The organism is Klebsiella sp. CN_Kp066, assembly GCF_040065135.1.
GTDB lineage: Bacteria > Pseudomonadota > Gammaproteobacteria > Enterobacterales > Enterobacteriaceae > Klebsiella > Klebsiella oxytoca.
In genome coordinates this window covers 149579-175007 of sequence record NZ_JBEAIU010000041.1, presented here as the reverse complement: position 1 = coordinate 175007, position 25429 = coordinate 149579, and the positions used below count along the sequence as shown (strand labels likewise).

Here is a 25429-nt window from a genome sequence, read left to right as displayed (position 1 = left end):
AATTTGAATAACAATAAATTGACATAATTTCAAATTGCAAACAATCGCACTAACATTTCATTATGTGAGGACAGGGTATGAGTGAAAATAAAACGTTGGAATGTTCCTCCGACGAAACGACAAATGAGTGGAAAGTTGGGCCCGGGGCCTGGATTTCACTGGTCATCGTATTATTAGTTTTCTCCGGGCTGCTGTTTAAAGTGGAGGGGATGGCCTGGCTGGGGGCATTTGACTTTACCACTCTCGGCGGCGCGTTCGGCACCATGAAAACGCCGGAAACCAACACCTTTATCGGCAGCGGCGGCATCAGCGCCAAGGCAGGCTTCCTGTTTGCCCTGTCGCTGGTGCCGACGGTGATGCTGGCGCTGGGGCTGCTGGAGATATTTACTCACTACGGCGCGATCCGCGCGGCGCATAAGCTGCTGACCCCGCTGCTTCGCCCGCTGCTCGGGATCCCGGGTTATACCGGACTGGCGCTGATTACCGATTTACAGAGTACCGATGCTGGTGCTGCGCTAACCAAAGAGCTGTATGACAGCAAGAAAATAAATCGTAAGGATCTGGTCATTATGGGGGCCTGGCAATATTCCGGCGCCGGTCTGATAAATAACTATTTCTCGATTGGTTCAGCGCTTTTCGCTTCGTTAACCATTCCTATCATTATTCCGCTGCTATTAATGTTTGTGCTGAAATTTGTCGGTGCGGCAATCACCCGTCTGGTACTGAATACTGCTTATAAAGGCGATTTTGAAAATGAATAATTCGGCAAAAGTCTCCAGTAACCCGTTCGATATTTTCGTTATCGGCGCGCGTAAAGGATTTAATATCGCCATCAACAATCTGATGCCGAATGTATTAATGGCTTACGTGATCGCCGAGATGCTGAATTTGCTCGGCGTGATGCAGATAATCGGCCACGTCTGCGCGCCGCTGATGGGCCTGTTCGGCCTGCCGGGCGAAGCGATTACCGTGCTGCTGACCTCCTGGCTTTCCGCCTCGGCGGGAACCGGCGTGGCGGTGAGTCTGTTGAGCAAAGGCACCCTCAACGTGGCGGATATCACGATTCTGATCCCGGCGATTTTCCTTATGGGGTCGCAGCTTCAGTACATGGGGCGCCTGCTCGGCGTGGCGGATGTCCCGAAAAAATATTGGCCGCTGCTGATGGCGGTGAGCATTATCAATGCCGTCATCGCCATGCTGGTCATGCGCGTGATTGCATAATAGAAGGCAAGGAGTCAAACGTGTCGCGAACTTTAGAGCATTTCAATTATCTGCACCAAATTCCTGAACTGGGCTTTGAGGAGTACAAAACGTCGGCATACATCGGCGATGCATTAGAAGCCGCGGGGTTTCAGGTGCAGCGCAACGTCGGCGGTACCACCGGCATTGTTGCGCTGCTGGATAGCGGTAAGCCGGGGCCGGTCGTGGCGCTGCGGGCGGATATGGATGCGCTGGGCCATATGATTGATGGCCGCCTGGAGGCTCGCCATACCTGTGGCCATGACGGGCACTCTTCGGTGGTGTTGACCGCCGCGGAAGAGATCCTCGCCGAGGGGCTGGTAAAACGCGGGAAGCTGAAAATACTCTTTCAGCCTGCCGAAGAGCTGGGTACAGGGGCGATCGCGCTGACGGAAGCGGGTGTGCTGGACGACGTGGAGATGCTGTTCGGCTTCCACCTCAGGCCGCTGGAGGAGTGTCCGAAGGGCAAGGCGGCGCCGGCGATGTACTACTCCGCCTCGGCGACGGTGATGGCCGACTTTCACGGCAAAGCCGCGCATGCCGCCCGGCCTCATCTGGGCGTTAACGCGCTGGATGCCGCGTCGCACGCGGTGCAGGCGGTAAACGGCATTCATCTGGCGCCTTCGCTGACCTGGAGCGCAAAAGCGACTCGCTTCCTGTGCGATGCGGGGGTAACCAACTCGGTGCCGGCGAAAGCGCACGTGTGCTGGGATCTGCGTAGCGCGGAAAATGACGGTATGGCGATGCTGAAAGAGCGGGTGGTACGGGCGATAGAGAGTAGCGCGGCCGCTTACGGCGCCACCGTCGATATCCAGATCGTCAAGGAGATGCCTGCCGCGATTATCGATGAACAGGCCACGGCTATCGTCAGCCAGGCGATTCGGGAAACGTTTGGCGAAGCCGGCTTAACGGCAGCGAAGAGTACGCCGGGCAGCGAGGACTTTTTCCACTACCTGCGCCTGCGTCCACAGGTGAAGGGCGGGTTCTGGGGGCTGGGCTGCGACCTGCTGCCGGGGCTGCATCATCCGGAGATGCACTTCGATCGCGCCGCGCTGGCGGATGGCGTGCGGGTGTTTAAATCCTGCATTCGCCAGCTGCTGGGATGAGAGGATAAATCCCGACCTTGCGCTCGTTTCACGCCGGGCGGTACCCGGCATACAAACGGTGATTGCGCTCGCTGTACGCCGCCGGGCGATGATTCACGCCCTGGTTACGCCTGCTGCGGAAACTGAGCCAGCAGCTGATAATCATCCCCGGCCACGCGAAACAGAGCTTCCGTCTGGCCGGGGAGAATCCACCTCTGCTCTTCGCCCGGCTCACAGCTCAGATAGATGCAAAGCCCGCAGCCGCCGCGCAGCTGGCGCGGAATGTCCTTCACCCGGAAGGTCATGCCCGCCGCCTGCAGGGCTTTGCGCATTCGCACCACCCCCACCGTTGAGTGAAATAAAAACAGATATTCCGTCACCGGCGGCTCCTCTGACGTAAACCGATCAGCGCCGCGCCGATCGCCCCGGCAAACTGTGCGTCGGGATGCGTCTGTACCTCCATACCCACGTGCCCCTCCAGCCTCCGCGCGAAGGACGCGCAGTGGCTGACGCCGCCGGTAAACAGCAGCGGGCCCTGTGCCGACAGACGGCCGATAAAATTGGCGCTGCGTCGGGCCATGGCGTTGATCACCCCGGCGAGGATCGCCTCCGGCGGCACCCCGGCCGAACGCAGGCTAATGACCTCCGATTCGGCAAATACCGTACACATGCTGGTAATCGCATGGGGCTCAATACCATCGGTGATGCTGTCGAGCTGCTCGACGCTGGCCCCCAGCGTACGCGAAATCACCTCCAGGAAGCGCCCGGTGCCCGCCGCGCATTTATCATTCATCAGGAAATCAGTCAGATTACCCGCCTCGTCCAGCTGGATAACCTTACTGTCCTGGCCGCCGATATCGATGACCGTGCGAGTCTGCGGGGCCAGCAGGCGTGCGCCGAGTCCGTGGCACGAGATCTCGGTGACCTGCTTATCGGCGAAATCCACCAGCTGGCGTCCGTAGCCGGTTAAGGTTAAAAAGGGGGGCTCGCTTAGCCCAGCGCGGAGCGTTTCCCACGCCTCAACGATGGCGTCGGCGGGGCGAAACGGCGTCGGGCAGAGAAAGCGGCGCTGAATCACGCCGTCGTCGAGCAGGATGCCTTTGGTGGCGGTCGATCCGGAATCAATCCCTACGGTAACTGTCACGCGCGCTCCTAAAGCATCTCAATGAAGGCCGCCACGCGGGTGCTGAGCTGACCGATATCCGCCGTCGAATAGTCGGTCTCAATGGCGATGTAGGGGATGTTGTGCTGCTGGCGCACGTGGCGTTTTATCGCCAGCGATTCCACCGCATAGGTATGGCAGGCCTGCAAAATAACATCCACCACGCCGTCTGCCTGATACTCGTCCACCATCTGGCTGAGCAGATCCAGGCGCTGGTCGTTCGGCGAGATGCAGGAGCAGCCGATAGCGAGATACTTATCGGTCAGGGCGTCGTAAACGTCGCCAGTCTCCTCCACGCAGCGCTCGGTGGCTTTCGCGCCGGTGCAGTTTTCAAAACCGACCACCCAGCCGCCGTTGTCTTCAATGGCCTTCACCACTTTTTCCGCCGCCCCGCCGATTGGGCAGCCGGTGATCAGAATACGCGGCCGCGCCTCCAGCCGTTTCCCCTCTTGCCACTGCAGACGCACCCGATCGGCCATGCCGTTGAGTTCATCGATTAGCGCCGCTTTATCGAAGCGAAAGGTCGCACCGTAGACCACTTTTAAAATATCGCTACCGCTGAGCGCGGGCGGATTGAGCTGGCCGACGCGATAAAAGTTCGCCAGCGCCCGCCTTTCGCGGTTCTTGAGGATAATCGCGTCGCGCAGGGCGGCTTCGGTGATCGGCGTACCAAAGCGATCTTCCACCGCCTTTTGCAGGCGCAGGATTTCCGCTTTCCACAGCGCTCGCGAGGCATCATCGCTGGCGCTGTTCGGCAGCTGCATCACATGTACGGCTTTGAATTCAGCCATGTATTCATACATTTTCTTTTTGCCATCGCAGGTGGTTTCGCCCACCACGAGGTCGGAAAAGTAGAAGTAGGGGCATTTGTCGGTCTTGCCAAAACCGTAGCTGCTTTTTATCAGCGGACAGAGGTTGCGCGGCAGATCCTTTTCGGCCTCTTCAATCGTCTCGTCGGAGGTGGAACACAGCGACACCACCACCGCGCCCGCGGCCAACGGGATCTCCTGCGGCATAAAGGTGCAGTAGGTGCCAACCAGCGGAATATTTTGCTCTTTAAGCTCCATGACCGTGAGGAAACCCTGCTGGCGGGCTGAAGAGAAGTGGTCAAAAATGGCGGGTAGATCGGTGATAAGCGACATGGTTTTCCTTCCCCGTACACGGGAGATGATGAAAGAGGTCGCATTATAGCCACATTTTGTATGGGTATTTATTGATCTTCCGCTAATAGACTTTTTTCAGATCCATCTCTTCCTGAATTCGATCGCTCCATGCAAGGTGGGTGGCGATGGCCGCATCAATCCCGGCGTTATAAAACATTGGACCCAGCTCTTTCGCGATAAAGTCGACAAAAAATTCCGCGTCAAATTGCTCCAGTTCCAGTTCAAAATTCTCCTGGCAGTATTTATACAGCTTTTCGCGTAGCAGATCGCGTTGCGGCGGGCTGAGATCTATATCGCTCATAGCGTTCCTTAATCAATATTGTTACGGTTAAACAGGGCTGCTGATTATATCCGATCGCGGGGAGTCAGTTGTGATATGGCGTGATGTTTTTGGCCATAACGAAGGAGGTTGATTAAATCGCTCAGGAGCTAATTGTGACTGAGATCACAGTATTCTCGTTAAAATGAAGACAATAAGAGCGATTCTCATAACTTCATGAATTTAAATGAGATAACATGTTTTTCATGGTGTGAATAACATTTAGTTGCGCTCGCCTTTTTTCAGCATGCGGTATCTGGATGAATAATCTATAGACCTGTTTTCAGGTTATCTGGCTTACGGATTTTTTCTATAAGTACATTCTGACGGCGATTCATTTATCAGGGGTGAAGGATGAAACGCGTAAAACTGGATATGAATGTTTTTGACGCTGCTCTGATGCGCCTGGATTGGGTATTTGATACCTTCGAGCAGGTCTGTTTATCTTTTTCCGGCGGTAAAGATTCAACGGTATTATTTCATCTGGCGGCAGCCGTTGCGCGTAAAAAAGGGAAAAAATTTGCGGTGCTGTTCGTGGACTGGGAGGCGCAGTATTTATTAACCATCCAGCACGTGCAAAATATGAAAGAGCGCTATCAGGATGTAGTGAGCCGCTTCTATTGGGTGGCGCTGCCGATGACGACGGTGAGCGGCGTATCGCAGCATGAGCCTGAATGGGTCGCCTGGCGGGCCGGGGTTGAATGGGTCAGGCAGCCGCCCGAGGATGCCATCACCGATGCCGGTTTTTTTCCTTTTTATCAGCCGGAAATGACCTTTGAAGCGTTTATTCCGGCCTTTTCCCACTGGCTGGCCGCGGGGAGAAGTCTTGCTTCGCTTATCGGCATCCGCACCGACGAGTCGCTGCATCGCTACATGGCGCTTACCTCGCAGACCAAACTGCGCTTTGAGGAAGATAAGCCGTGGACGACCGCCTCGCCGGAGGGATTCAGCTATACCTGCTATCCCCTTTATGACTGGCGGACCCGCGACATCTGGATCTTTAATCATAAATCACGGCTCCCCTACAACCCGCTTTATGACCTGATGCATCGCGCCGGGGTGCCGCTAAAAAATATGCGCGTCTGCGAACCCTTCGGCCCCGAGCAGCGGCGCGGGCTGTGGCTGTATCACATTCTTGAGCCGGAGACCTGGGAGCGGATGTGCCGACGCGTATGCGGCGCGCACAGCGGTGCGATTTATGCCAACGCCAGCGGCGACTACTTTGCGCTGAAGACCAAAATCCGCAAACCGGCGCATTTTAGCTGGCGCGAGTACGCGCTCTTTCTGCTCGACAGCATGCCGGAAAAAACCGCCGAGCATTACCGTAATAAAATCGCTATTTATCTGCACTGGTACCAGACCCGCGGGTTTCCCGACGATATCCCCGATGAGCAGGAAAAAGATCTCGGCTATCGCGATATCCCTTCATGGCGCCGCATCTGTAAGACGCTGCTGAAAAACGATTTCTGGTGCCGGATGCTGTCGTTCAGCCCGACGCAGCCTAAGCACTATGAGCGCTACTGTCGACTGATGAGTAACAAACGTAAAGAGTGGAGGACGCTCTGATGTCACCGGATGTGGCTAAGACAGTGATTGAATATCTCGAGTCGTTTGACGATGTTGACCTGAAAATCAAAGCGATTAACGAGCTGAAGAGCCTGATCCACCAGCACAGCCCGTTCTGCCGCGAGCCGGTGGACTGCGTGCTGTGGGTTGAAGCCAAAACGGTTGAGGCGAATGACTACAATCCGAACGTGATGGCGACGGTGGAAAAAAAGCTTCTGGAACGGTCTATCGAACTGGATGGTTTTACCCAACCGGTAGTGGTGGCTCGCCAGCAGCGACGGCACCTGGTGGTGGATGGTTTTCATCGCCACCTGATTGGGAAGAGCCGCCCGGAGCTGAGCCGGCGTCTGCATGGTTATCTCCCGGTGACGCTTATCAATGCTGAGCGCGAGGGGCAGAAAGAGCGTATCGCCGCCACTATTCGCCATAATCGCGCCAGGGGTAAACACCAGATCGCGGCGATGTCCGATATCGTCCGCGATTTACATCGTCAGGGCTGGGACGATCGGCGCATCGGCGAAGAGCTCGGTATGGATGCTGATGAGGTGCTGCGTCTGAAACAGATCAGCGGCCTGACGGAGCTGTTCGCCGACGAGAGCTTCAGCGAAGCCTGGACCGTGGAGTAGCGCCTTTCGCTACTCCTGCTGTGCCAGCATGGCTTCGGGACGCTGGCGTATCCGGCTTAACAGCCCCGCCAGACAGCACGCGGCCGCGATCCCTGCCGTTACCCCCAGCAGATGGAACGGCAGCCTGCCGCCGTTAAACCACAGCCAGCGCGCCGCTTCGATAGAAAGTGCGCTGACGCTGAGGATCACGATATTCAGCGACGCGGAAACGGTGCCCTTTGGCAGATCGTTGGAAAACAGGGTAAAGCGGAACAGCGTCGGGAAGATCAGGCCAATGCCGAAAGCGTAAAAGCAGGTGCCGATCACCGACCACAGCCAGACGTGCGGCCACAGCAGGTTGCCGAGGATCAGGATCGCCAGCCCGGTCATCTGGATGGGCACCGCGCGCCAGATAAAGCGCGGGCGGGTAGGGTCTTTGACCCAGCGCGCAACCGACAGGTTGGCAATAATCACTGCGCTGAAGACCGGTACCTGGGTCCAGGCAAACTCGGCGGTGGTCAGTCCGCCGTCGTCAATCAGGATAACCGGCGAGACCGCAACCCAGCTCATTAGCGGTATATAGCTGAGCGAGAGCGTGGCGGCGCCGAACAGGAAAATGCGGTTGCGGAAGACATTGCGAAAATCGCGCAGTACGCCGCTGGCGCTGAAGGGAACGTCGCCGCGCCGGACGGTTTCCGGCATGTTCAGCAGCAGACCCAGCCAGGCAATAAACCCCATCGCCGCAATGATCCCGAACAGCACCTTCCAGTGCACGAAATGCATCAACGCGGCGCCGGAAAGCGGACCAATGATCGGCGCGATCAGCACGATCGAGGTAATAATCGCCATCAGCTTAATGGCTTTTGTCTGGCCGAATGCCTCCTGCACGGTGACGTAGCCGACCGTGGCGATAAAGCAGATGCTGGTGCCCTGAACAAAGCGCGCCGCGAGGAACTGCTCCATTGAGGTGGTGAACAGGGTCGCTACGCAGGCCAGGGTAAAGATCAGCGCGCCGGTGAGCAGCACCGGACGGCGGCCGATACGATCGGAGAGCGGCCCGAGCAGCCACTGTAGCGCCATGCCGCCGGCCATATACAGACTGACTGAGGCGGGAGCCAGCGCCACGTCGGCGTCAAAATCGCGCACAACGTGGATAATCCCCGGTTGAATAAGGTCGGTGGTCAGATAGGCGGCAAAGTCATACAGGATCAGCGCCGCCGGGAAGAACAGCGTGGCGGAATGGCGGGCAAAAAAACGGGTCATCCATTGCAACATGGTGGGCTCCTTGTTGAGTCTCTACGCAACGACGATCGGAAAGGGGGCGAATCTATCCTGAGCTTGCGTGTTAAAACAGCGGTACGCGCTTAGCCGGTGCCCGCTGTTTCAGCACTTCACACTGCAATAAATTTAGGATCAACTTAAAAATCCCTGCTTTTTTAGTGGTTAAAATATATTTATGGAAGAAATACTTTTAAAACAAAAAGTTGAATTAAATATGTAAATGCAGCAGCGACGGAATTTGTGAAAACAGCCACAGCAGCAGACCGATGGTGCCGCCAACCAGCGTGCCGTTAATACGGATAAACTGCAGATCCTTCCCGATATTCAGTTCGATTTGCCGCGACATATCGCGGGAATCCCAGCTTTTGACCGTATCGCTGATATGGCGCGTCAGGAAGGTGGCAAACTCCGGTGCCACCCGGTGCGCCGCCTGCTCGAGATGTTCGTTCAGCGATTCGCGCAGCGCCTCATCGTGGAGCAGCGTTTCGCCAAACCACTGCCCGGCTTCGGCAATGCGCTGTTTAATACGTGAATCCTCGCTATTGACGTCGTTTTTGACCCAACCGCGCAGGTCGGCCCACACTTCGCCCAGATAGCGGTTAAACGTCTCATCATTTTTCAGATACGCTTTGATACTGTCCGCTTTTTCCGCCATCTGCGGATCGGACTTCAGGTTATCGATCAGCTTGAGCGCCGCGCGATCGAAGGCCTGGCGGATCTGATGAGCGCGATCCTGACTGACTTCGTCGAGCAGCGTGTTAACCGCATCGGTAACCATTTCAGCGCTGTGCTCGCCCAGCCATTCGGTAGGCAGTAGCCTGGCTTTAAGCGGATGCTCGGTCTCCAGCCAGTGCACGATACCGCGGGCAATAAACGCCCGCGAGCTGTCGCGCTGGAGCAGGGCGATCAGCTGGCTAATCAGCGAATCCAGCAGTTTCTGATGGCGGTTATCGCGCGTCAATCCTTCCAGCATCATGGCGCTGGTTTGGGTTAAATCGACCTTATCAATCGCTTTATGCACCGCCCGACGCAGCAGGCGCTGAATGCGCGCGTCGTCGGTAAGCTCCAGAAAGCCGCTCATCACCTGCAGCAGATGCTGGCCGACCCGACGCGCGTTTTCCGGCTGGCTGAACCAGTTGCCGAGCATCAGCGCCGGTTCGTAGCGGCGGATCAGCGCGACCAGCGAGGGCGTATCGAGAAATTTTTCCTGCACGAAATAGCCGAGATTGTCGGCAATTCGGTCTTTATTACGCGGGATAATTGCCGTATGTCGCGACACGAACGGCAGGGGAATGCGGCGAAACAGCGCGACCACTGCGAACCAGTCCGCCAGCGCGCCCACCATCGCCGCTTCGGAAATAGCCTTTAGCGCACCGACCCATGGCGTCGGCGGCAGCACAAGGGTAGTGATAAAAATGGCGACTGCAATCAGCAGCAGCGAGAGCGCCAGCAGCTTGGCGCGTTTCAGTTCAGCGAGTTTTTCCATAGGTCTAAGCATATAGCCTGACGGCGAACTCGTGCAAAAACTGATTGAGCGGGAGGGGAGGGACTTTATTTGCCTGAGACTTATTTCCCGTGGCGCTTAGCTAGCTAAGAGTGGGCATCGTGAGCACCATTGATGATATGAAATGACGGTATAGCAATTTAACCGTCTGGATTTCACCAGAAATTAGTGATTCAATAGGAAATTAAATACGTTTTATATTTCAATGTGTATCAAAATCATTCCTGAAATTTCCTGGTGCTATATTTGATGAAAACGGATAAACATTCTGTTGATTTTAATAAAATTCTGTCTTTCGATTTAGAGCTTACGCGTGATGAAAAGTTAAGGCATATGGGGGCCGTGCTGGCGGAACGCACGTTGAGTTTGAAGATAAATCAGGATGAAGCGATTCATCAATTGGATGAAATGGCAGGCGATGCAGATTTAATCCTCGGTCATAACATACTGGATCATGATTTACCCTGGATTGCCAAACAACGCGTACGTGCTCAAATATTATTAGATAAACCAATCATTGATACCCTTTATTTATCACCGCTAGCTTTTCCCGCAAATCCATACCATCGGCTGATTAAAGACTATAAACTGGTAAGAGATAGCATTAACGATCCAGTGAATGACGCTAAATTATCGCTTCAGGTATTCACCGAGCAAATATGTGCGCTGCAAGAAAAGCCGCTGGCTCAGTTGCAGCTATATCAGTATCTTTTTGAGCACGGCGTTGCCAGCCATTTCAGTACACGTGGGATGGCCAGCATTTTTTCCGCACTGACGGGTCAGGCGTCCATATCCGCCGTAGTTTTACCTACGCTAGTTAAATCGGTTGCTCAGAATAAAGCATGCCCTAACCAGCTTAATCGGGTTATTGGCGATGCTCTTAAACAGCCTTTGCGCTTACTACCATTGGCTTTTGCCTGTGCCTGGCTCCCCGTATCGGGAGGGAATTCTGTTTTACCGCCCTGGATATGGCGCCGTTTTCCCGTCACCGCTGATATCATCCGCGAATTGCGTGAGCAAAAATGCCAGTCTGAAACTTGCCGCTACTGCTGTGAAAACCATGATGCTCGTCGGCATTTACAGAAAATTTTCGAGCTGAACGATTTTCGTAAACTTCCTGATGGCTCGCCGTTACAGCGCAATATCGTTGAGTACGGATTAGCTAGTCGTTCACTGCTTGGGATATTACCGACTAGCGGAGGGAAGTCTTTATGTTATCAACTTCCTGCGATTGTCAGGAATTTGCGAAATGGTTCTTTAACCATTGTTATTTCGCCTTTACAAGCGCTTATGAAAGATCAAGTGGATAATTTACGTCATAAGGCAGGTATTAAAGGCGTTGAGGCCATTTCAGGGATGCTAACTTTACCTGAGCGCGGCGCTATTCTTGAGCAGGTCCGTAAGGGGGATATTGCGATTCTTTACCTCTCTCCTGAGCAATTACGTAACCGCGCGGTAAAACAAGCTATCAAGCAACGTCAGATTAGTGGATGGGTTTTTGATGAGGCTCACTGTTTATCAAAGTGGGGCCATGATTTTCGTCCTGACTATCTGTATTGTGGCAAGGTTATTGAATCTTTGGCGCAGGAGCAGTCTGTGCAGATTCCTCCGGTATTTTGCTATACCGCAACGGCGAAGTTGGATGTGATTAATGATATTTGTCGGTATTTTGACAAAAAATTATCGCACCCATTAGCTCGTTTTTCAGAGGGAGTAGAAAGAATTAATCTTCACTATGAAATCATTGCAAGTAATGGCTTGAGCAAAATTAGTCAGATTTTGAATTTGCTCGATAAATTTTTTTCTAATGATGATGAAGGTGCATGCATTATCTATTGCGCGACCCGCCGTTCGGTAGATGAAATCAGCGATGTGTTGACCCAACAGCAACCTTTACCGGTTGCTCGTTTTTATGCCCGGCTTGAAAATAGTGAAAAGAAAGAAATCCTTGAAGGGTTTATTGCTAACCGTTATCGAGTTATTTGTGCTACTAATGCCTTTGGCATGGGAATAGACAAAGAAAATGTACGTTTAGTAATACATGCGGAGATCCCCGGTTCTCTGGAAAATTATCTCCAGGAGGCAGGGCGTGCTGGGCGGGATACGCTGGACGCGCATTGTGTGCTATTATTTGATGAGCAGGACATTGAAAAACAGTTTCGCCTTCAGGCTATTAGTGAAGTAAGCTTTAAAGATATTTATGCAATATTTAAGGGAATCAAAAAGAAAGTTAATGAAAATAATGAAGTCGTTGCCACAAGTATTGAGCTAATTAATCATCCTATGGTTAAAACCAGTTTCTCTATCGATGATAACAATGCGGATACTAAAGTTAAAACGGGGATAGCGTGGCTGGAACGTGTTGGTTATGTGGAGCGACTTGATAATATAACTCAGGTTTTTCAGGGAAAAGTGGCCTTTTCTTCTCTGGAAGAAGCGCAAAGTAAGATGGCAGCGCTGCACTTGAATCCTGCGGCGATGGTTCTCTGGAATGCTGTTTTACAGGCGCTATTAAATGCTAATGACGATGACGGACTTAGTGCCGACAGCATTGCTGATGAGGTTGCCCAATTTCTTCCGCATAAAGAAAATAATACGTCAGGAATTGAAGCAAAAGATGTTATGCGCGTATTGACACAGATGGCTGATGTTGGCCTGGTCACCAGGGGAATGCTGCTGACCGTACGTATGCGCCCCAAAGGGAAAGATAATGCGAGGATCACAACTGAGTTAATTCACAATATTGAAATCGCCATGTTAGGGCTGCTGCGCGAAGCTCATCCTGATATTGAACTGGGGATGCCATGGCCTCTCCAGATTGCGGTTATGAATCAAGAGATTATTCAGCAAGGCTATGATAGAAGTAATACCACGTTACTACAAAATATATTATTTAGCTGGTCTCAGGATGCTCGAGCAAACGGTCATAAAGGGCTTATTGATTTTCGTTATGGTACAAGGAACAGCTACCAGATTATTATGTATCGTGACTGGGCATATATCGAAAGAGCCATTTTACAACGTCATCGTGTGACAAGCTCCGTACTGAATTTTATTTATCAATTGGCATTGGATAGTGATGAAAGCAGTATCAAAAAAGTGATGCTTTCTTTCTCACTGGAACAGGTTATCGATTATTTAAGAAAAGATGTTGATATTATTCCAATGATCCAACAGAGACAGGGGGGGGATGAGCAGCAGTGGCTGATGGCTGGTGCAGAACGTGCTCTACTTTATCTTCATGAACAACATGCCATTGTGCTGCAAAATGGGCTGGCTGTTTTCCGGACAGCGATGAGCTTGAAATTGCAGGCTGAAAAATCGCAACGGTATGTCAAAGCTGATTATGAACCACTGGCTCTCCATTATCAGCAAAAGACGCTTCAGATCCATGTGATGAATGAATACGCCAGGCTTGGTCTTGAAAAACCTAACTATGCCCAACGGCTCGTACAGGATTACTTTGCTATGGATGCCGAGTCATTTGTTCCACTTTATTTTAAAGGGCGGCGAAAAATTCTCGATCTGGCAACCAGCGAAAGCTCATGGAAACGCATTGTTGAAAATTTGCATAATCCCGATCAGGAGCAAATTGTGCAGGCGAGCCTTGAACAAAATACGTTAGTTCTTGCCGGACCAGGCTCAGGGAAAAGTAAAGTTATTATCCATCGATGCGCCTATCTTTTACGCGTGAAGCAGGTCGACCCGCGTAAAATCCTGTTGCTCTGCTATAACCGTAACGCAGCGATTTCCTTAAGACGCAGATTGAAGTCGTTGCTTGGTAAAGATGGCGCCAGCATAATGGTACAAACCTTCCACGGATTAGCATTGAGCCTTACGGGATACCAGATTGAGCGGAAAGATAATGACGAAATCGATTTTGATAACCTGCTCTGGAAAGCAATAGCTTTACTCAAAGGCGATGAAACGCAGCTCGGGTTAGAAGTTGAAGAACAACGTGAATACCTCCTCGGCGGGCTTGAGTATTTACTAGTGGATGAATATCAGGATATTGATGAGCCACAGTATCAGCTGATTGCCGCGCTGGCAGGTAAAAATGAAAGTGAAGATGATGCTCGTCTTAATCTCATGGCGGTGGGTGATGACGATCAATCTATTTATGGTTTCCGTGATGCCAGCGTGCGATTTATTCGTTTGTTTGAAAGCGATTACTCCGCCCGTACTCATTTTTTAACGTGGAATTACCGCTCTACGGCCAATATTATTGCATGTTCAAATTATCTTATCAGTCATAATCAGGGGAGAATGAAATGCGAGCATCCGATCGTAATCGATCGCGCTCGCCAGATGCTTCCGCCAGGCGGAGAGTGGAGCGCACTTGAACCTTCGGAAGGCAAAGTTGTTATCCAGCATTGTACCGGCGCGGCTCAGCAGGCGGCAGAAGTCGTGCGCCAAATTCAGTATATTCAACGGCTGCAGCCGGAATGCCCTCTTGAGAAAATTGCGGTTATTGCACGCAATGGGCTCGACAAAAAGGAGCTTATTTGGGTCCGTTCAGCCCTTGCGGATGCAGGTATTCCTTGCCGCTTTGCGCTGGAGAAAGATTATGGTTTCCCCATTCGCCACTGTCGGGAGATCGCCAATTATCTGCTATGGCTACGAGAAAGAGCGCTCGAGTCGCTGACGCCAGCAGAGCTGTGTCAGCAACTACCGGGGCGAGACCAGGCGAACCGTTGGCACGATATTATTTATGAATTAATTGAGCAATGGGAGCTAAGCCAGGGAGGCGAGCCATTACCTGCCGCTTATTTTGAACATTTCATACTGGAATATTTACATGCCCAGCACAGCCAGGTTCGCTTTGGCCTGGGGGTTTTGCTGAGCACCGTACATGGCGTAAAAGGTGAAGAGTTTGAGCATGTCATTATATTAGATGGAGGTTGGCGTAGTTCGCACTCTCTGCAACCTGAAAATAACGAAGAAGAACGAAGGCTCTTTTATGTTGGCATGACGCGAGCGATATCCCGACTTGTTATTATGCATGATGATCGTGCGCCAAATCCCTATATCGAACAGTTAGATCCAGCGGTCATCAGCCATACTGCTGCACAAGCCGTTGCGCCTGGGATCTTACGTCGTTTCTCGATCATCGGATTGCGCCAGCTCTATATCAGTTTTGCAGGTGGACATCCGGCTGGTCATCCCATTCATTCGTTACTTACCGATATGCAGGTTGGGGATAGCGTCCAACTGGTCTCTGTCGGGAATACCATCAAGGTGAATGCTAATCAATCGGCAATTGCGCAGCTTTCAAGTGCCGGAAAGAGCCAGTGGCAATTTTCTCTTTCCGGGATCCGCAAAATTGAAGTGCTTGCCATGCTACAGCGCAGCAAAACACTAACAGCAGAGGATTATCAAGTTGCGGTGAAAGTGGACAATTGGTATGTACCGATATTATTGGTTGAAACCCGTGAAGAAGCCGCTTATGACAATATTACTTGAAGCAGAATACTTACACGGCCTCGTGCAAAAATTGCCAGACAATCCAGCCGCCAAAAGCCATCAGTATGGCGCCGGCCGTGCGCTCGACTCGCCAGACGACGGCGGAAAGGCGGCGCTGCACCGACGGTAGCGCAATCAGCGTAACCAGCAACAGATCCCATATCAACACCACGCTGGTCATCCATGCCCCGCTGACGGCCTGCTGCACCAGCGTGACGTTCGGTCCCAACAGGGAGGTCATCAGCGCGAGGTAGAACAGGGCGTTTTTCGGATTGAGCAGCGAAGAACCCAGCCCGAGAAAAAGCTGTTTCACCAGCGACGGGCGCGAAGCCGAGGCGCCATCCAGCGCCAGCGTGGTCGGACGGCTTCTTAGCAGCAGGCTGCCAATCCACAGTAAATACGCCGCGCCCAGCAGCTCAATCACCGTAAACAGTAGCGGCGCGTGGCGCAGGATCCCCCAGCCGATTACCGCCAGAATAATATACAGACCGTTTCCGGCGGCAATGCCGATACACAGGCCGACGCTGCCGCGCAGGCGATAGCGGATGGCGTAGCCCACCAGCAGAAAAAAATCCGGCCCGGGGCTTAGCAGGGCGACAAAATGAGAAAGCGCCAGCGCGGGGAAGGCGGAAGGAAAGAGCGTAGCGAGTATGTCCATAGCAACCTCAGTAGTAACCTGAGGTCACCCTACGCCAGCGTGAACGCTAATTATTGTCTGTTATTGATCGGGACTGCGCATACTGGCGCGGCGTGGCGGCGGTATAGCTGACAAAGGTTTTATGAAAGTGACTCTGATCGGCAAACCCGGCCTGGTAGCCCACATCGGCAATATTATCCCCTGCGCGCAGGCGCGTTTTAGCGAATTCAATACGCGCGATATTGATAAAACTGGCGGGCGTCAGGCCGGTCTCCTGCTTGAAGGTGCGGATCAGCGTCTCTTTACGTAGAGCAAACTCGTCGGCGAGGCTATCCAGCGTCGGCGGAGCCTGCAGATCGGTTGCCAGGCGGGTGAAAAGACGGGCGCTGGTCTCGCTTAGCGCCTGAGGCGCATGCGGGCGCAGCGGTAGAGTATGAACCAGACGAGCGACGCTTGCAGGGAGCTGCATGGTCTGCTGCTGCCTCATCTGCTCCACGATCTGCAGATACTGCGCAAAGAGCCCGGCATCGCGAATGACGGGCGATGATGTGATCAACCTTGCCTGATGCACACCGTCTGTCAGCTGTTGCCAGCACCAGCTTAGCTCGAGATAGAGCATATGGTAGCTGCGCGGCTGGCCGTCGCGCGGATTACAGCTGTGGGGTGCCTGTGCGGGGATAATAATCAGGTCGCCAGGGCGCAGCAGATACTCCTGCCCGCTGCAGATACAGCGCGTTTCCCCCTCGATAATCGCCCCAATGGAGAGCTGCGGATGACGATGCCGTTTATAGGCCTGGCGGCTAAGCCATGTGCTGCGCAGCTCCAGCCAGGGAAGCTGTTCGTCACGCCAGAAAGTTTGCTGAATGTCGCGCGTATGGCTCACGGCTGGCTCCTGAGCTGAAGGGAATAGCTGTTTATAACATGCCATCAGCCGGTGGGAAAACTGCGAGTCGCGTTGGACAAAAATGTTTTGCTTGCAGCCGAAGAAAAATAGCTTTCGTCGCGGCTCGTAAAGACCAACAGCAGGGCGTGTGGTAAGAAACAGGGCGCAGTAGAGTGGCGGCAGGATTTCTTACGCAGGCGGATAGCCATGGAAAAGGGGACTACGTCCACGCCGCACGATGCGGTATTCAAACAGTTTCTACGTCATGCTGACACCGCGCGGGACTTCCTTGATATCCATCTGCCGCCAGCGCTACGAAAAATGTGCGACCTGGATACGTTAACGCTTGCGTCCGGTAGCTTTATTGAAGAGAACCTGCGGGCATACTACTCCGATGTTCTGTGGGCGCTGAAAACTGCCGCGGGAGAAGGCTATATCTATGTGGTCATCGAACATCAAAGCTCCCCGGATGCGTTTATGGCCTTCAGACTCATGCGTTATGCTATTGCCGCGATGCAGCGCCATCTGGATAACGGGCATAAAACGCTGCCGCTGGTGATCCCGATACTGTTTTATCATGGCGTCGCCACGCCATACCCCTGGTCGTTATCCTGGCTCGACATGTTCGCCGACCCAGCCCTGGCAAAACAGCTTTATACCGGACCATTTCCGCTGGTGGATATTACCGTCGTACCTGATGACGAAATTGTGCAGCATCGAAGAGTCGCCCTGCTGGAGCTGATGCAAAAACATATTCGTCAGCGCGATCTGCTGGGTATTGTGGAGCATCTGACGGCCATTTTGCTTAATGGATACGCTAATGACAGGCAGCTGAAAACGCTGTTTAATTATCTGATTCACTCGGGCAAAGCGCTTCGGTTAGGTAAGTTCATCCGCGAAGTGGCCCAGCGGGTACCGCAGCACAAGGAGAAGCTAATGACTATCGCCGAAAGGTTACGTGAAGTAGGGCGCAGGCAGGGGAAGCGGGAAGGCCTTGAGAAAGGTCGTCTGGAGGGGGTTGAAGAGGGGCAGCGCGCCGAAGCGCTGCGTATCGCCCAAACGATGCTCGCCGAAGGTATGGCGTTGGAGACGGTGCTAAGAATTACCGGTTTGCCGGAGGCGGCGCTTGCGGTCAGGCATCATTAGGCCCCTGATGCGCCGGGGGGCAGCTGGAGCCGTTTAGCCCTCCAGGCGTTCACCATTTCATTCCTGGAAAATTCCGTATCTACCTGATCCGGAGCGCATCCTCAGCTATCTCGACTACCCTTAATAACCTGTGCGGTATTTATGACTGCGTTAACAGCGATAACAAGGAGACATGCGATATGGCTTATCAGACGGTGAATCCTGCCAATAATCAGCTTATCAAAGCGTATCCGGCACACAGCGATGCTGACGTGGAAGCGGCGCTGCAAAAGGCGGATGCGCTTTATCATTCGCAGTGGGCCAAGGGAAATATTGACCAACGGCTACCGATCCTGCACAAGCTGGCGGACCTGATCGACAGCCGGGTTGAAGAGCTGGCCAAAATCGCCAGCCAGGAGATGGGTAAGCTTATCGAGCAAAGCCGCGGTGAGGTCAAACTGTGCGCGCAAATTGCCCGCTACTACGCCGATAACGCAAAACAGTTTCTGGCGCCGGTAAAATATCCGTCAGAACTGGGTGAAGCCTGGGTCGAACACCATCCCATCGGCGTACTGATGGCGGTAGAGCCGTGGAACTTCCCTTATTATCAGCTGATGCGCGTGCTGGCGCCGAATCTGGCGGCAGGAAACCCGGTGATCGCCAAACATGCCAGCATCGTCCCGCACTGTGCGGAAACCTTCGCTCAGCTGGTTCGTGAGGCCGGCGCGCCAGAGGGCGCATGGACTAACCTGTTCATTTCTCAGGATCAGGTAGCGAAGATTATCGCCGACGATCGCGTACAGGGTGCGGCCCTGACCGGCTCGGAAAAAGCCGGTGGCGTGGTAGCGGCGCAGGCGGCTAAACACATTAAGAAAGCGACGCTTGAACTGGGCGGCAACGATGTATTTGTCGTTCTCGACGATGCCGATCTGGAGAAAGCGGTGAAGACCGGCGTGCAGGCGCGGCTCAATAATGCCGGGCAGGTGTGCACCGCGGCGAAACGTTTTATCCTGCATGAAAAAATTGCCGACGCTTTCCTCAGCCAGTTTACGCAAGCCTTCCGCGAGGTGAAAATTGGCGATCCGCTGGACGAAAGTACCACGCTGGGCCCGCTCTCCTCAAAGGACGCGCTGGAAACGTTGACCAAACAGGTGGACGAGGCGGTGAAAAATGGCGCGAAACTGCATCTGGGCGGCAAACCTGCGCAGCGAGAAGGCAGCTTTTTCGAGCCCACCATACTGACCGGCATTACCCGCGATAATCCGGCTTATTTTGAAGAGTTCTTCGGTCCGGTCGCGCAAATCTACGTGGTGAAAGATGACGATGAGGCGGTGAAGCTGGCCAACGATTCGCATTACGGCCTCGGCGGAGCCGTGTTCAGCCAGGATATCGACAGGGCGAAACGCATGGCTTCGCGGATTGAAACCGGGATGGTCTATATCAACTGGTTAACCGATACCGCGCCGGAGCTGCCGTTTGGCGGCGTTAAGCGCTCCGGGTTCGGCCGCGAGCTTTCCGATCTTGGGATTAAAGAGTTTGTGAATCAGAAGCTGGTGGTGGTTCGCCGCTAAGCAACCGAGCGCGCAGATGCTCTGACTCCCCCACAGGACTAATGGCCCTCCCGGAAGACATCGATTGGCGAGGGTTTCTTCCTCAGGAAGAGGGAGGGGAAGGGTAATTTTGCGCCTCCTTCGCTCATCCTGACCCTCTCCCCCAAGGGGAGAGGGAACCGTCCATGCGGCTATTTGCGCAAGCTGGCAAACGCCGCGCGAATTTCTTTTTCCGGTAGATTGATGCCGATAAAGACGAGGGTACTGTGCGGCCGCTCATCGCCCCATGGTCGGTCCCAGTCGGCGCTGTAGAGGCGCTGAACGCCCTGAAACAGCAGGCGATTCGGTTCGCCGTCGATCCACAGCATCCCTTTATAGCGCATCAGCTGTTCGGCAAAAGTGAGCAGCAGATTTTCCATCACCCTGGAGACTTCGCTGATATCTACCGGATAATCCAGCTCCACTACGATTGACGATACGTCGTTCTGCTTGTCGGCCATAAAGTGGAAGCGCGGTTTGCTGCTAACCACGTTCTCCTCCAGCATAAAACCGCTGGTGTTAAACAGCAGATTCAGGTCGATATCGCCGTGGATGACGCGGTAAATGGGCGCGCGGACGTTGATGCGCGTCAGCCGCTCGCGGAGCTTGTCGCTGTCGCCCGCCACGTCGGTTTTGGTGAGCAGGATACGATCGGCGTACCCCACCTGCGACTGGGCAATGGTGAACTGGTTCATCTGCTGGTCAGCATGTGCCGCATCAACCAGCGCAATCACCCCATCCAGCAGGTAACGTTCGCACAGTACATCATGAGAGAAGAAGGTCTGAATAATCGGGCCGGGATCGGCCATGCCGGTACACTCAATCACCAGTCGGTCAAAATCAATTTCTCCGCGATCGCGGCTGTCGAGAAGATCGAGCAGAGCGTCTTCCAGTTCGTTGGAGCGGGTACAGCAGATACAGCCGTTGGTCAGGGTTTTAATCTGCGTCGCGCGGTCGCCGATAAGCTGGTCATCGACGGCGACTTCGCCAAATTCGTTTTCGATAACGGCAATTTTAAAGCCGTGCCGTTCGTTCAGGATATGGCGCAGTAGAGTGGTTTTACCGGCGCCAAGAAAACCGGTTAATAGGGTAACTGCAATCGGTGCCATATTTGCCTCCATTAGCAGCAGCGCACGCCGCCTTTGCCGTCGCCGCCGTAGCGGGCCTGCTGGCGTTCGCGAAAGAATTCATCATAGGTCATGTACGGCTGGTCCGGATGATTGGTCTGCATATGCTCGACGTAATTATCGTAATCCGGAATGCCAATCAGCATTTTCGCTGCCTGACCGAGATATTTTTTTGCCTGACCTAAGTTACCAAACATTATGCTTTCCAGAGAACGAATAAAGCCGGATGGCGGCTAGCGCCTTATCCGGCCTACAAACATTCGCTTGTGTAGGCCGGGTAAGCGTAGCGCCATCCGGCATTAGGGGTTAGTGATGTGAAGAGGTCTTCACGCCGCCTTCCGGTACCGGCACGTACGGTGTCTCTTTGTCGGTACGCACTTTATTGTTGCGTACGTTGAGCCAGGTTTTGATGCCGTAGAAAATGATGCTGTAGACCACGACAAGGAACAGAATGCTCAGACCGGCGTTGGTGTAGTTATTCACCACGATATGGTTCATATTGGCAATCTGCTGCGCGGTCAGTTCGCCGCCGGAAGCGATCTTCTCTTTGTACTGCTGAGCCATGAAGAAGAAGCCTTCCATCTGCGGGTTGGTGCTAAACAGTTTCAGACCCAACGCCCAGGTGGTGCACAGCAGCAGCCATGCAGCCGGGATCACGGTGACCCAGATATATTTGGTGCGCTGCATTTTGACCAGCACCACGGTACCGAGCACCAGCGCCACGGCGGCCAGCATCTGGTTAGAGATGCCGAACAGCGGCCACAGGCTCTTCACGCCGCCCAGCGGGTCGACCACGCCCTGATACAGCAGGTAGCCCCACAGACCAACGCAGCCCGCAGTACCGATAATGCCTGCTACCAGCGAGTCGGTTTTCTTGAGGAACGGTACAAAGTTGCCCAGCAGGTCCTGCAGCATAAAGCGGCCTGCGCGGGTACCGGCATCCAGTGCGGTGAGGATAAACAGCGCTTCAAACAGAATACCGAAGTGGTACCAGAAGCCCATATCCGCCATCGGGATGATTTTGTGGAACACGTGAGCGATACCCACGGCCAGCGTCGGCGCGCCGCCTGCGCGGTTCAGGACCGACGGTTCGCCGATATCTTTCGCGGTTTGCAGGATTTGTTCAGGAGAGATCACGAAGCCCCAGGAGCTGACGGTCGCTGCCGCGTGAGCGGTGACATCCCTCAGTTGGGCGGCAATCAGCGCGGCGTTTTCACCGCCCATTTCGTGCAGGTTCGGCATGGTGATGCCCAGACCCGCCGGCGGGGTGTTCATCGCGAAGTAGAGACCCGGTTCGATAATTGATGCCGCCACCAGCGCCATTACCGCCACGAAGGACTCCATCAGCATCGCGCCGTAGCCGATAAAACGGGCGTCGGTTTCGTTAGCCAGCAGCTTCGGCGTGGTGCCGGAAGCGATCAGGGCGTGGAAGCCGGAGACCGCGCCGCAGGCAATAGTGATAAACAGGAACGGGAACAGCGCGCCTTTCCACAGCGGACCGGTACCATCAATGTACTGGGTCACCGCCGGCATTTTCAGGTCCGGGTTAAGGATCACGATACCCAGCGCCAGGCCAACGATTACGCCGATTTTCAGGAAGGTCGCCAGGTAGTCGCGCGGCGCCAGAATCAACCATACCGGCAGCAGAGCCGAGATAAATGCGTAGCCAATCAGGGTAAAGGTAATAGTGGTGTCTTTAAAGGTCAGCGCCGGGCCCCAGTAAGGGTCGTGGGCAATCACGCCGCCGAAGTAAATAGACGCCACCAGCAGAACGATGCCGATAACCGACACTTCGCCTACCCGACCCGGGCGCAGGAAGCGCATGTAGATCCCCATAAACAGGGCAATTGGCACGGTCGAGCAGACGGTGAACACGCCCCATGGGCTTTCCGCCAGCGCTTTAACCACGATTAACGCCAGCACCGCGAGGATGATGATCATTATCAGGAAGCAGCCGAACAGCGCGATGGAGCCCGGTACTGGACCCATCTCCTGCTTGATCATCTCACCCAGCGAGGCGCCGTTACGACGCGAGGAGATAAACAGCACCATAAAGTCCTGTACCGCTCCTGCCAGCACGACGCCCGCCAGCAGCCACAGGGTACCCGGCAGATAGCCCATCTGCGCGGCGAGCACCGGGCCCACCAGCGGACCGGCGCCGGCAATCGCGGCAAAGTGGTGGCCAAACAGCACGTAGCGGTTGGTCGGAACGTAGTTCAGGCCATCGTTGTTAATTACCGCCGGCGTCGAACGCGTAGGATCGAGCTTCATCACCTTTTGCGCAATGTACAGGCTGTAATAACGGTAGGCGACGAGGTAGACGGAAACCGACGCCACCACGATCCACAGCGCACTGACGTGCTCACCGCGGCGCAGAGCGACGACCGAGAGGCAAAATGCCCCGATGATTCCAAGAATCACCCAGGGTATGTGCTTGAATAACTTTTTAGTATCCATAGTAAAACCTGGCGTTAATGAGATGAATAATGGGCCGAAGCCGTTTAGTTTTGAGTCAGGGTTGGTGGAGGTATTGATTAGCTATGCTGGAGACGATCTTGCCAGAACTTTGCGCGCGTAAAGTTGGGTAAATCTGTGAGTGGTTATATTCGGGGTTAAGCGGTCACTTGCCGGGGTAAGCGGTTGGGAGGGAAGTTAACAGGGGATAATTATGTGATTGAGATCACAGGGAGTTGTGGTGTGGCACGAGTCATACCAGCGGCAGATTATATCAATTCAAATTCATTATTCTCATTTCATAATGACTTCACATTTTACCTTTATTGTTGAAATATATTCAGCAGTCCAATAAAAATAGCCCCTCATTGATGAATTCGTCGTTAAGTTATTATTACGATGATTGCCTTATGAATATGAGTTGATATTTATGCACGTTTGAATGTATTTAATCGCCATTAAAGAGTGTTTGTCATCGACATGGATAGCCCTGGCTTAAAAAATAATGAATAAACGGAGTTTAATTCATAAGGCTTTTATTATCTCTGCGCTGCCAGTGTGGGGGTACGCCGCGCCTGCGGATACCGTACGTGAGCAGCAGTTCATCAACCAGCAGCAGCGCCAGCAAGCCCTGGAAAGTCAGCTCGCGCCGCCGTCACCGGATATTCATTTATCCGCGGAAGGAGTAAATATCGATGATGGGCTATTTCCCGTTGAATAACCTTGCTTTGCTATTTCTCGGGTTATTTTGCAGGGCGCCGAAGCCTTACCGCATTGGCTTCCGCTCCAGCGCCAGACAAATAAAGTGAATGGGCGTTGTCTGGGAGGAAAGGGAATAAATCTACTGATGGCCCAATTGCAGAATATATTAATCGACCGCGGTTATATCACCAGCCGGATCCTTGCTCCGCAGCAGGACTTAAAAAGCGGTGTTTTACGCCTGGTGGTGATGCCGGGTTATATCCGTGAAGCCAGGCTTACGGCGCAGAGCGATGATTATCTGTGGTTGGCGAGCGCATTTCCGGCGACTGACGGGAAACTGTTGGATTTGCGCGATATTGAACAGGGGCTGGAAAATCTGCAGCGCCTGCCGACGGTTCAGGCCAGCATGGAAATTGTTCCGGGCGAGATGCCGGGGCAAAGCGATATTGTCATTAACCGCCAACAGGAGCGCTTCTGGCGCATCGACGCCTCGCTCGATGATTCCGGCTCTAATGCCACCGGCCGTTACCAGGGGAACCTGACGCTGTCACTGGATAACCCACTATCCTTAAGCGATCTTTTTTACCTTTCCGGTTCACATAACCTCGATGGCAACGGCGGTAAATCCTCAAAGAACCTGACCGGCCACTATTCGGTCCCGCTGGGCTACTGGCAGTTCGTATTAACCGCCAGCCAGTACGATTACGTGCAAACCGTGGCGGGGGCTAACGGCGATTACCAGTACAGCGGTAAAAGCAAGAACGTTGATTTCCAGCTTAGCCGCGTACTGCACCGTAGCGGTAGTCAGAAGACCACTCTTAGCGCCGATGTGTTAGCCCGCGAGCAGCGTAACTTCATTAACGACACCGAGATTGCCGTCCAGCGGCGGCAAACGGCGGCCTGGAAGCTTGGTCTGCAGCATCGCCATTACCTTGGCAACGCCACTCTCGATAGCGGAGTGAGCTACCAGCGCGGTACCCGCTGGTTCGGCGCTCAACCTGCGCCAGAAGAGCAGTGGGGGGAAGCAACCGCCCTCAGCAAGATCCTGCAATTTAATGCTCAGCTCAATTTGCCTTTTGCCTTGGGCGGGCAACGTTTTCGCTTTACCAGTCGCTATCAGCGGCAGATGAGCAGCACGCCGCTGACTTCGCCGGATATGTTTTCCATCGGCAGCCGCTGGACGGTTCGCGGCTTTGACGGCGAGCGCACCCTGACCGCCAGCCACGGCTGGTACGTCCGTAACGATATCGCCTGGTCGACCCCGTTGCCGGGGCAGGAGTTTTATCTGGGAGCAGATTACGGCGAAGTCGGCGGCGCTGGCAGTGAAACGCTGGTGGGCAAACACCTCGCCGGAGGCGTGGCAGGGCTGCGCGGCCAGTACCTACGCGCCAGCTACGACCTGTTCGCCGGTATCCCTTTAGACAAACCCGATGATTTTAAAACCGAGCCAGCAACTTTTGGTTTCAGCGTCAGCTGGAGCTACTGACTTTTACTCACGCGCCGTCCGGCGGCGCGTGCTGCGCAC

At 53.9% G+C, this 25429-nt stretch carries 19 protein-coding genes and 1 pseudogene; 9 read left to right on the top strand and 11 right to left on the bottom strand.

Annotated elements, in window-relative coordinates:
- Positions 1-77 precede the first annotated feature (77 nt).
- Genes ABLV75_RS17440 through ABLV75_RS17430 form a run of 3 tightly spaced genes read left to right on the top strand, consistent with a single transcriptional unit; the run spans position 78 to position 2345 of the window.
- Positions 78-761: a nucleoside recognition domain-containing protein gene (locus ABLV75_RS17440; RefSeq protein WP_004108614.1), complete on the top strand. Its 684-nt coding sequence runs from the start codon at positions 78-80 to the stop codon at positions 759-761.
- The gene (locus tag ABLV75_RS17435; RefSeq protein ID WP_004108612.1) at positions 754-1221 is read left to right on the top strand and encodes a YjiG family protein; all 468 of its coding nucleotides are present in this window, start codon (positions 754-756) and stop codon (positions 1219-1221) included. Before ABLV75_RS17440 ends, ABLV75_RS17435 begins: the two co-directional genes overlap by 8 nt.
- 20 nt (positions 1222-1241) lie before the next feature.
- Positions 1242-2345 (top strand): M20 peptidase aminoacylase family protein, encoded by a 1104-nt coding sequence (locus ABLV75_RS17430; RefSeq protein WP_004108610.1) that lies wholly within the window; start codon positions 1242-1244, stop codon positions 2343-2345.
- A 104-nt stretch (positions 2346-2449) separates the two neighbouring features.
- Here ABLV75_RS17430 and ABLV75_RS17425 read toward each other — a convergent pair whose 3' ends face one another.
- From ABLV75_RS17425 to ABLV75_RS17410, 4 genes are all read right to left on the bottom strand, one after another.
- On the bottom strand, positions 2450-2704 hold the full coding sequence (locus ABLV75_RS17425) for a DUF3343 domain-containing protein (protein ID WP_004108608.1): 255 nt from the start codon (positions 2702-2704) through the stop codon (positions 2450-2452).
- Positions 2701-3468 carry a putative 2-hydroxyacyl-CoA dehydratase activator YjiL gene (gene yjiL, locus ABLV75_RS17420; protein WP_004108606.1) on the bottom strand — a complete coding sequence of 256 codons (768 nt, stop codon included), beginning with the start codon at positions 3466-3468 and terminating at the stop codon, positions 2701-2703. Before yjiL ends, ABLV75_RS17425 begins: the two co-directional genes overlap by 4 nt.
- Before the next feature lie 8 nt (positions 3469-3476).
- The gene (locus ABLV75_RS17415; RefSeq protein WP_004108604.1) at positions 3477-4628 is read right to left on the bottom strand and encodes a double-cubane-cluster-containing anaerobic reductase; all 1152 of its coding nucleotides are present in this window, start codon (positions 4626-4628) and stop codon (positions 3477-3479) included.
- A gap of 82 nt (positions 4629-4710) precedes the next feature.
- Positions 4711-4950: a DUF2164 domain-containing protein gene (locus ABLV75_RS17410; RefSeq protein WP_004108602.1), complete on the bottom strand. Its 240-nt coding sequence runs from the start codon at positions 4948-4950 to the stop codon at positions 4711-4713.
- 372 nt (positions 4951-5322) lie between these two features.
- Between ABLV75_RS17410 and ABLV75_RS17405 the strand changes: the two genes are divergently transcribed.
- Complete coding sequence (locus tag ABLV75_RS17405; RefSeq protein WP_004108600.1) at positions 5323-6534, top strand: DUF3440 domain-containing protein; 1212 nt, start codon at positions 5323-5325, stop codon at positions 6532-6534.
- Positions 6534-7160, top strand: a complete 627-nt coding sequence (locus ABLV75_RS17400) for a ParB/RepB/Spo0J family partition protein (RefSeq protein ID WP_004108598.1) — start codon at positions 6534-6536, stop codon at positions 7158-7160. The genes ABLV75_RS17405 and ABLV75_RS17400 overlap by 1 nt, the downstream gene beginning before the upstream one ends.
- 9 nt (positions 7161-7169) lie before the next feature.
- Here ABLV75_RS17400 and mdtM read toward each other — a convergent pair whose 3' ends face one another.
- Both mdtM and ABLV75_RS17390 read right to left on the bottom strand, forming a co-directional pair.
- Positions 7170-8414 carry a multidrug efflux MFS transporter MdtM gene (gene mdtM, locus ABLV75_RS17395; protein ID WP_064407093.1) on the bottom strand — a complete coding sequence of 415 codons (1245 nt, stop codon included), beginning with the start codon at positions 8412-8414 and terminating at the stop codon, positions 7170-7172.
- Between the two features lie 214 nt (positions 8415-8628).
- A complete protein-coding gene (locus tag ABLV75_RS17390) occupies positions 8629-9918 on the bottom strand; it encodes a DUF445 domain-containing protein (RefSeq protein WP_004108595.1) in 1290 nt (429 codons plus the stop codon).
- 255 nt (positions 9919-10173) lie between these two features.
- On the opposite strand from ABLV75_RS17390, the gene ABLV75_RS17385 reads away from it, so the two are divergent.
- Positions 10174-15387 carry a RecQ family ATP-dependent DNA helicase gene (locus ABLV75_RS17385; protein WP_348855051.1) on the top strand — a complete coding sequence of 1738 codons (5214 nt, stop codon included), beginning with the start codon at positions 10174-10176 and terminating at the stop codon, positions 15385-15387.
- A gap of 10 nt (positions 15388-15397) precedes the next feature.
- On the opposite strand, the gene ABLV75_RS17380 is transcribed toward ABLV75_RS17385, so the two are convergent.
- Both ABLV75_RS17380 and ABLV75_RS17375 read right to left on the bottom strand, forming a co-directional pair.
- Positions 15398-16045 carry a LysE family translocator gene (locus tag ABLV75_RS17380; protein ID WP_004108590.1) on the bottom strand — a complete coding sequence of 216 codons (648 nt, stop codon included), beginning with the start codon at positions 16043-16045 and terminating at the stop codon, positions 15398-15400.
- 46 nt (positions 16046-16091) lie between these two features.
- A complete protein-coding gene (locus ABLV75_RS17375) occupies positions 16092-16907 on the bottom strand; it encodes an AraC family transcriptional regulator (RefSeq protein WP_004108585.1) in 816 nt (271 codons plus the stop codon).
- A gap of 207 nt (positions 16908-17114) precedes the next feature.
- On the opposite strand from ABLV75_RS17375, the gene ABLV75_RS17370 reads away from it, so the two are divergent.
- Complete coding sequence (locus ABLV75_RS17370) at positions 17115-18053, top strand: Rpn family recombination-promoting nuclease/putative transposase (protein ID WP_004108583.1); 939 nt, start codon at positions 17115-17117, stop codon at positions 18051-18053.
- 179 nt (positions 18054-18232) lie between these two features.
- Positions 18233-19603 (top strand): NAD-dependent succinate-semialdehyde dehydrogenase, encoded by a 1371-nt coding sequence (locus ABLV75_RS17365; RefSeq protein ID WP_004108581.1) that lies wholly within the window; start codon positions 18233-18235, stop codon positions 19601-19603.
- Between the two features lie 170 nt (positions 19604-19773).
- Here the strand turns inward: ABLV75_RS17365 and yjiA are convergent, their stop codons facing one another.
- The 3 genes from yjiA to btsT all read right to left on the bottom strand — a co-directional run bounded on the left by yjiA (position 19774) and on the right by btsT (position 23205).
- Complete coding sequence (gene yjiA, locus ABLV75_RS17360; RefSeq protein WP_004108579.1) at positions 19774-20730, bottom strand: GTPase; 957 nt, start codon at positions 20728-20730, stop codon at positions 19774-19776.
- Positions 20731-20741: 11 nt separating this feature from the next.
- Positions 20742-20945 (bottom strand): YbdD/YjiX family protein, encoded by a 204-nt coding sequence (locus ABLV75_RS17355; RefSeq protein WP_004108577.1) that lies wholly within the window; start codon positions 20943-20945, stop codon positions 20742-20744.
- 109 nt (positions 20946-21054) lie between these two features.
- A complete protein-coding gene (btsT, locus tag ABLV75_RS17350; RefSeq protein WP_004108575.1) occupies positions 21055-23205 on the bottom strand; it encodes a pyruvate/proton symporter BtsT in 2151 nt (716 codons plus the stop codon).
- A 502-nt stretch (positions 23206-23707) separates the two neighbouring features.
- On the opposite strand from btsT, the pseudogene ABLV75_RS17345 reads away from it, so the two are divergent.
- Positions 23708-25390: pseudogene (locus ABLV75_RS17345) on the top strand (ShlB/FhaC/HecB family hemolysin secretion/activation protein).
- Positions 25391-25429 lie beyond the last annotated feature (39 nt).

Bases quoted from the DNA above. Each gene is read 5' to 3' on its own strand.
- yjiA (WP_004108579.1), bottom strand. From the start codon at position 20,730: ATGGCACCGATTGCAGTTACCCTATTAACCGGTTTTCTTGGCGCCGGT.
- btsT (WP_004108575.1), bottom strand. From the start codon at position 23,205: ATGGATACTAAAAAGTTATTCAAGCACATACCCTGGGTGATTCTTGGA.
- ABLV75_RS17435 (WP_004108612.1), top strand. From the start codon at position 754: ATGAATAATTCGGCAAAAGTCTCCAGTAACCCGTTCGATATTTTCGTT.
- ABLV75_RS17410 (WP_004108602.1), bottom strand. From the start codon at position 4,950: ATGAGCGATATAGATCTCAGCCCGCCGCAACGCGATCTGCTACGCGAA.
- ABLV75_RS17405 (WP_004108600.1), top strand. From the start codon at position 5,323: ATGAAACGCGTAAAACTGGATATGAATGTTTTTGACGCTGCTCTGATG.
- ABLV75_RS17365 (WP_004108581.1), top strand. From the start codon at position 18,233: ATGGCTTATCAGACGGTGAATCCTGCCAATAATCAGCTTATCAAAGCG.
- mdtM (WP_064407093.1), bottom strand. From the start codon at position 8,414: ATGTTGCAATGGATGACCCGTTTTTTTGCCCGCCATTCCGCCACGCTG.
- ABLV75_RS17415 (WP_004108604.1), bottom strand. From the start codon at position 4,628: ATGTCGCTTATCACCGATCTACCCGCCATTTTTGACCACTTCTCTTCA.
- ABLV75_RS17400 (WP_004108598.1), top strand. From the start codon at position 6,534: ATGTCACCGGATGTGGCTAAGACAGTGATTGAATATCTCGAGTCGTTT.
- ABLV75_RS17390 (WP_004108595.1), bottom strand. From the start codon at position 9,918: ATGCTTAGACCTATGGAAAAACTCGCTGAACTGAAACGCGCCAAGCTG.
- ABLV75_RS17380 (WP_004108590.1), bottom strand. From the start codon at position 16,045: ATGGACATACTCGCTACGCTCTTTCCTTCCGCCTTCCCCGCGCTGGCG.
- ABLV75_RS17355 (WP_004108577.1), bottom strand. From the start codon at position 20,945: ATGTTTGGTAACTTAGGTCAGGCAAAAAAATATCTCGGTCAGGCAGCG.
- ABLV75_RS17440 (WP_004108614.1), top strand. From the start codon at position 78: ATGAGTGAAAATAAAACGTTGGAATGTTCCTCCGACGAAACGACAAAT.
- ABLV75_RS17385 (WP_348855051.1), top strand. From the start codon at position 10,174: ATGAAAACGGATAAACATTCTGTTGATTTTAATAAAATTCTGTCTTTC.
- ABLV75_RS17370 (WP_004108583.1), top strand. From the start codon at position 17,115: ATGGAAAAGGGGACTACGTCCACGCCGCACGATGCGGTATTCAAACAG.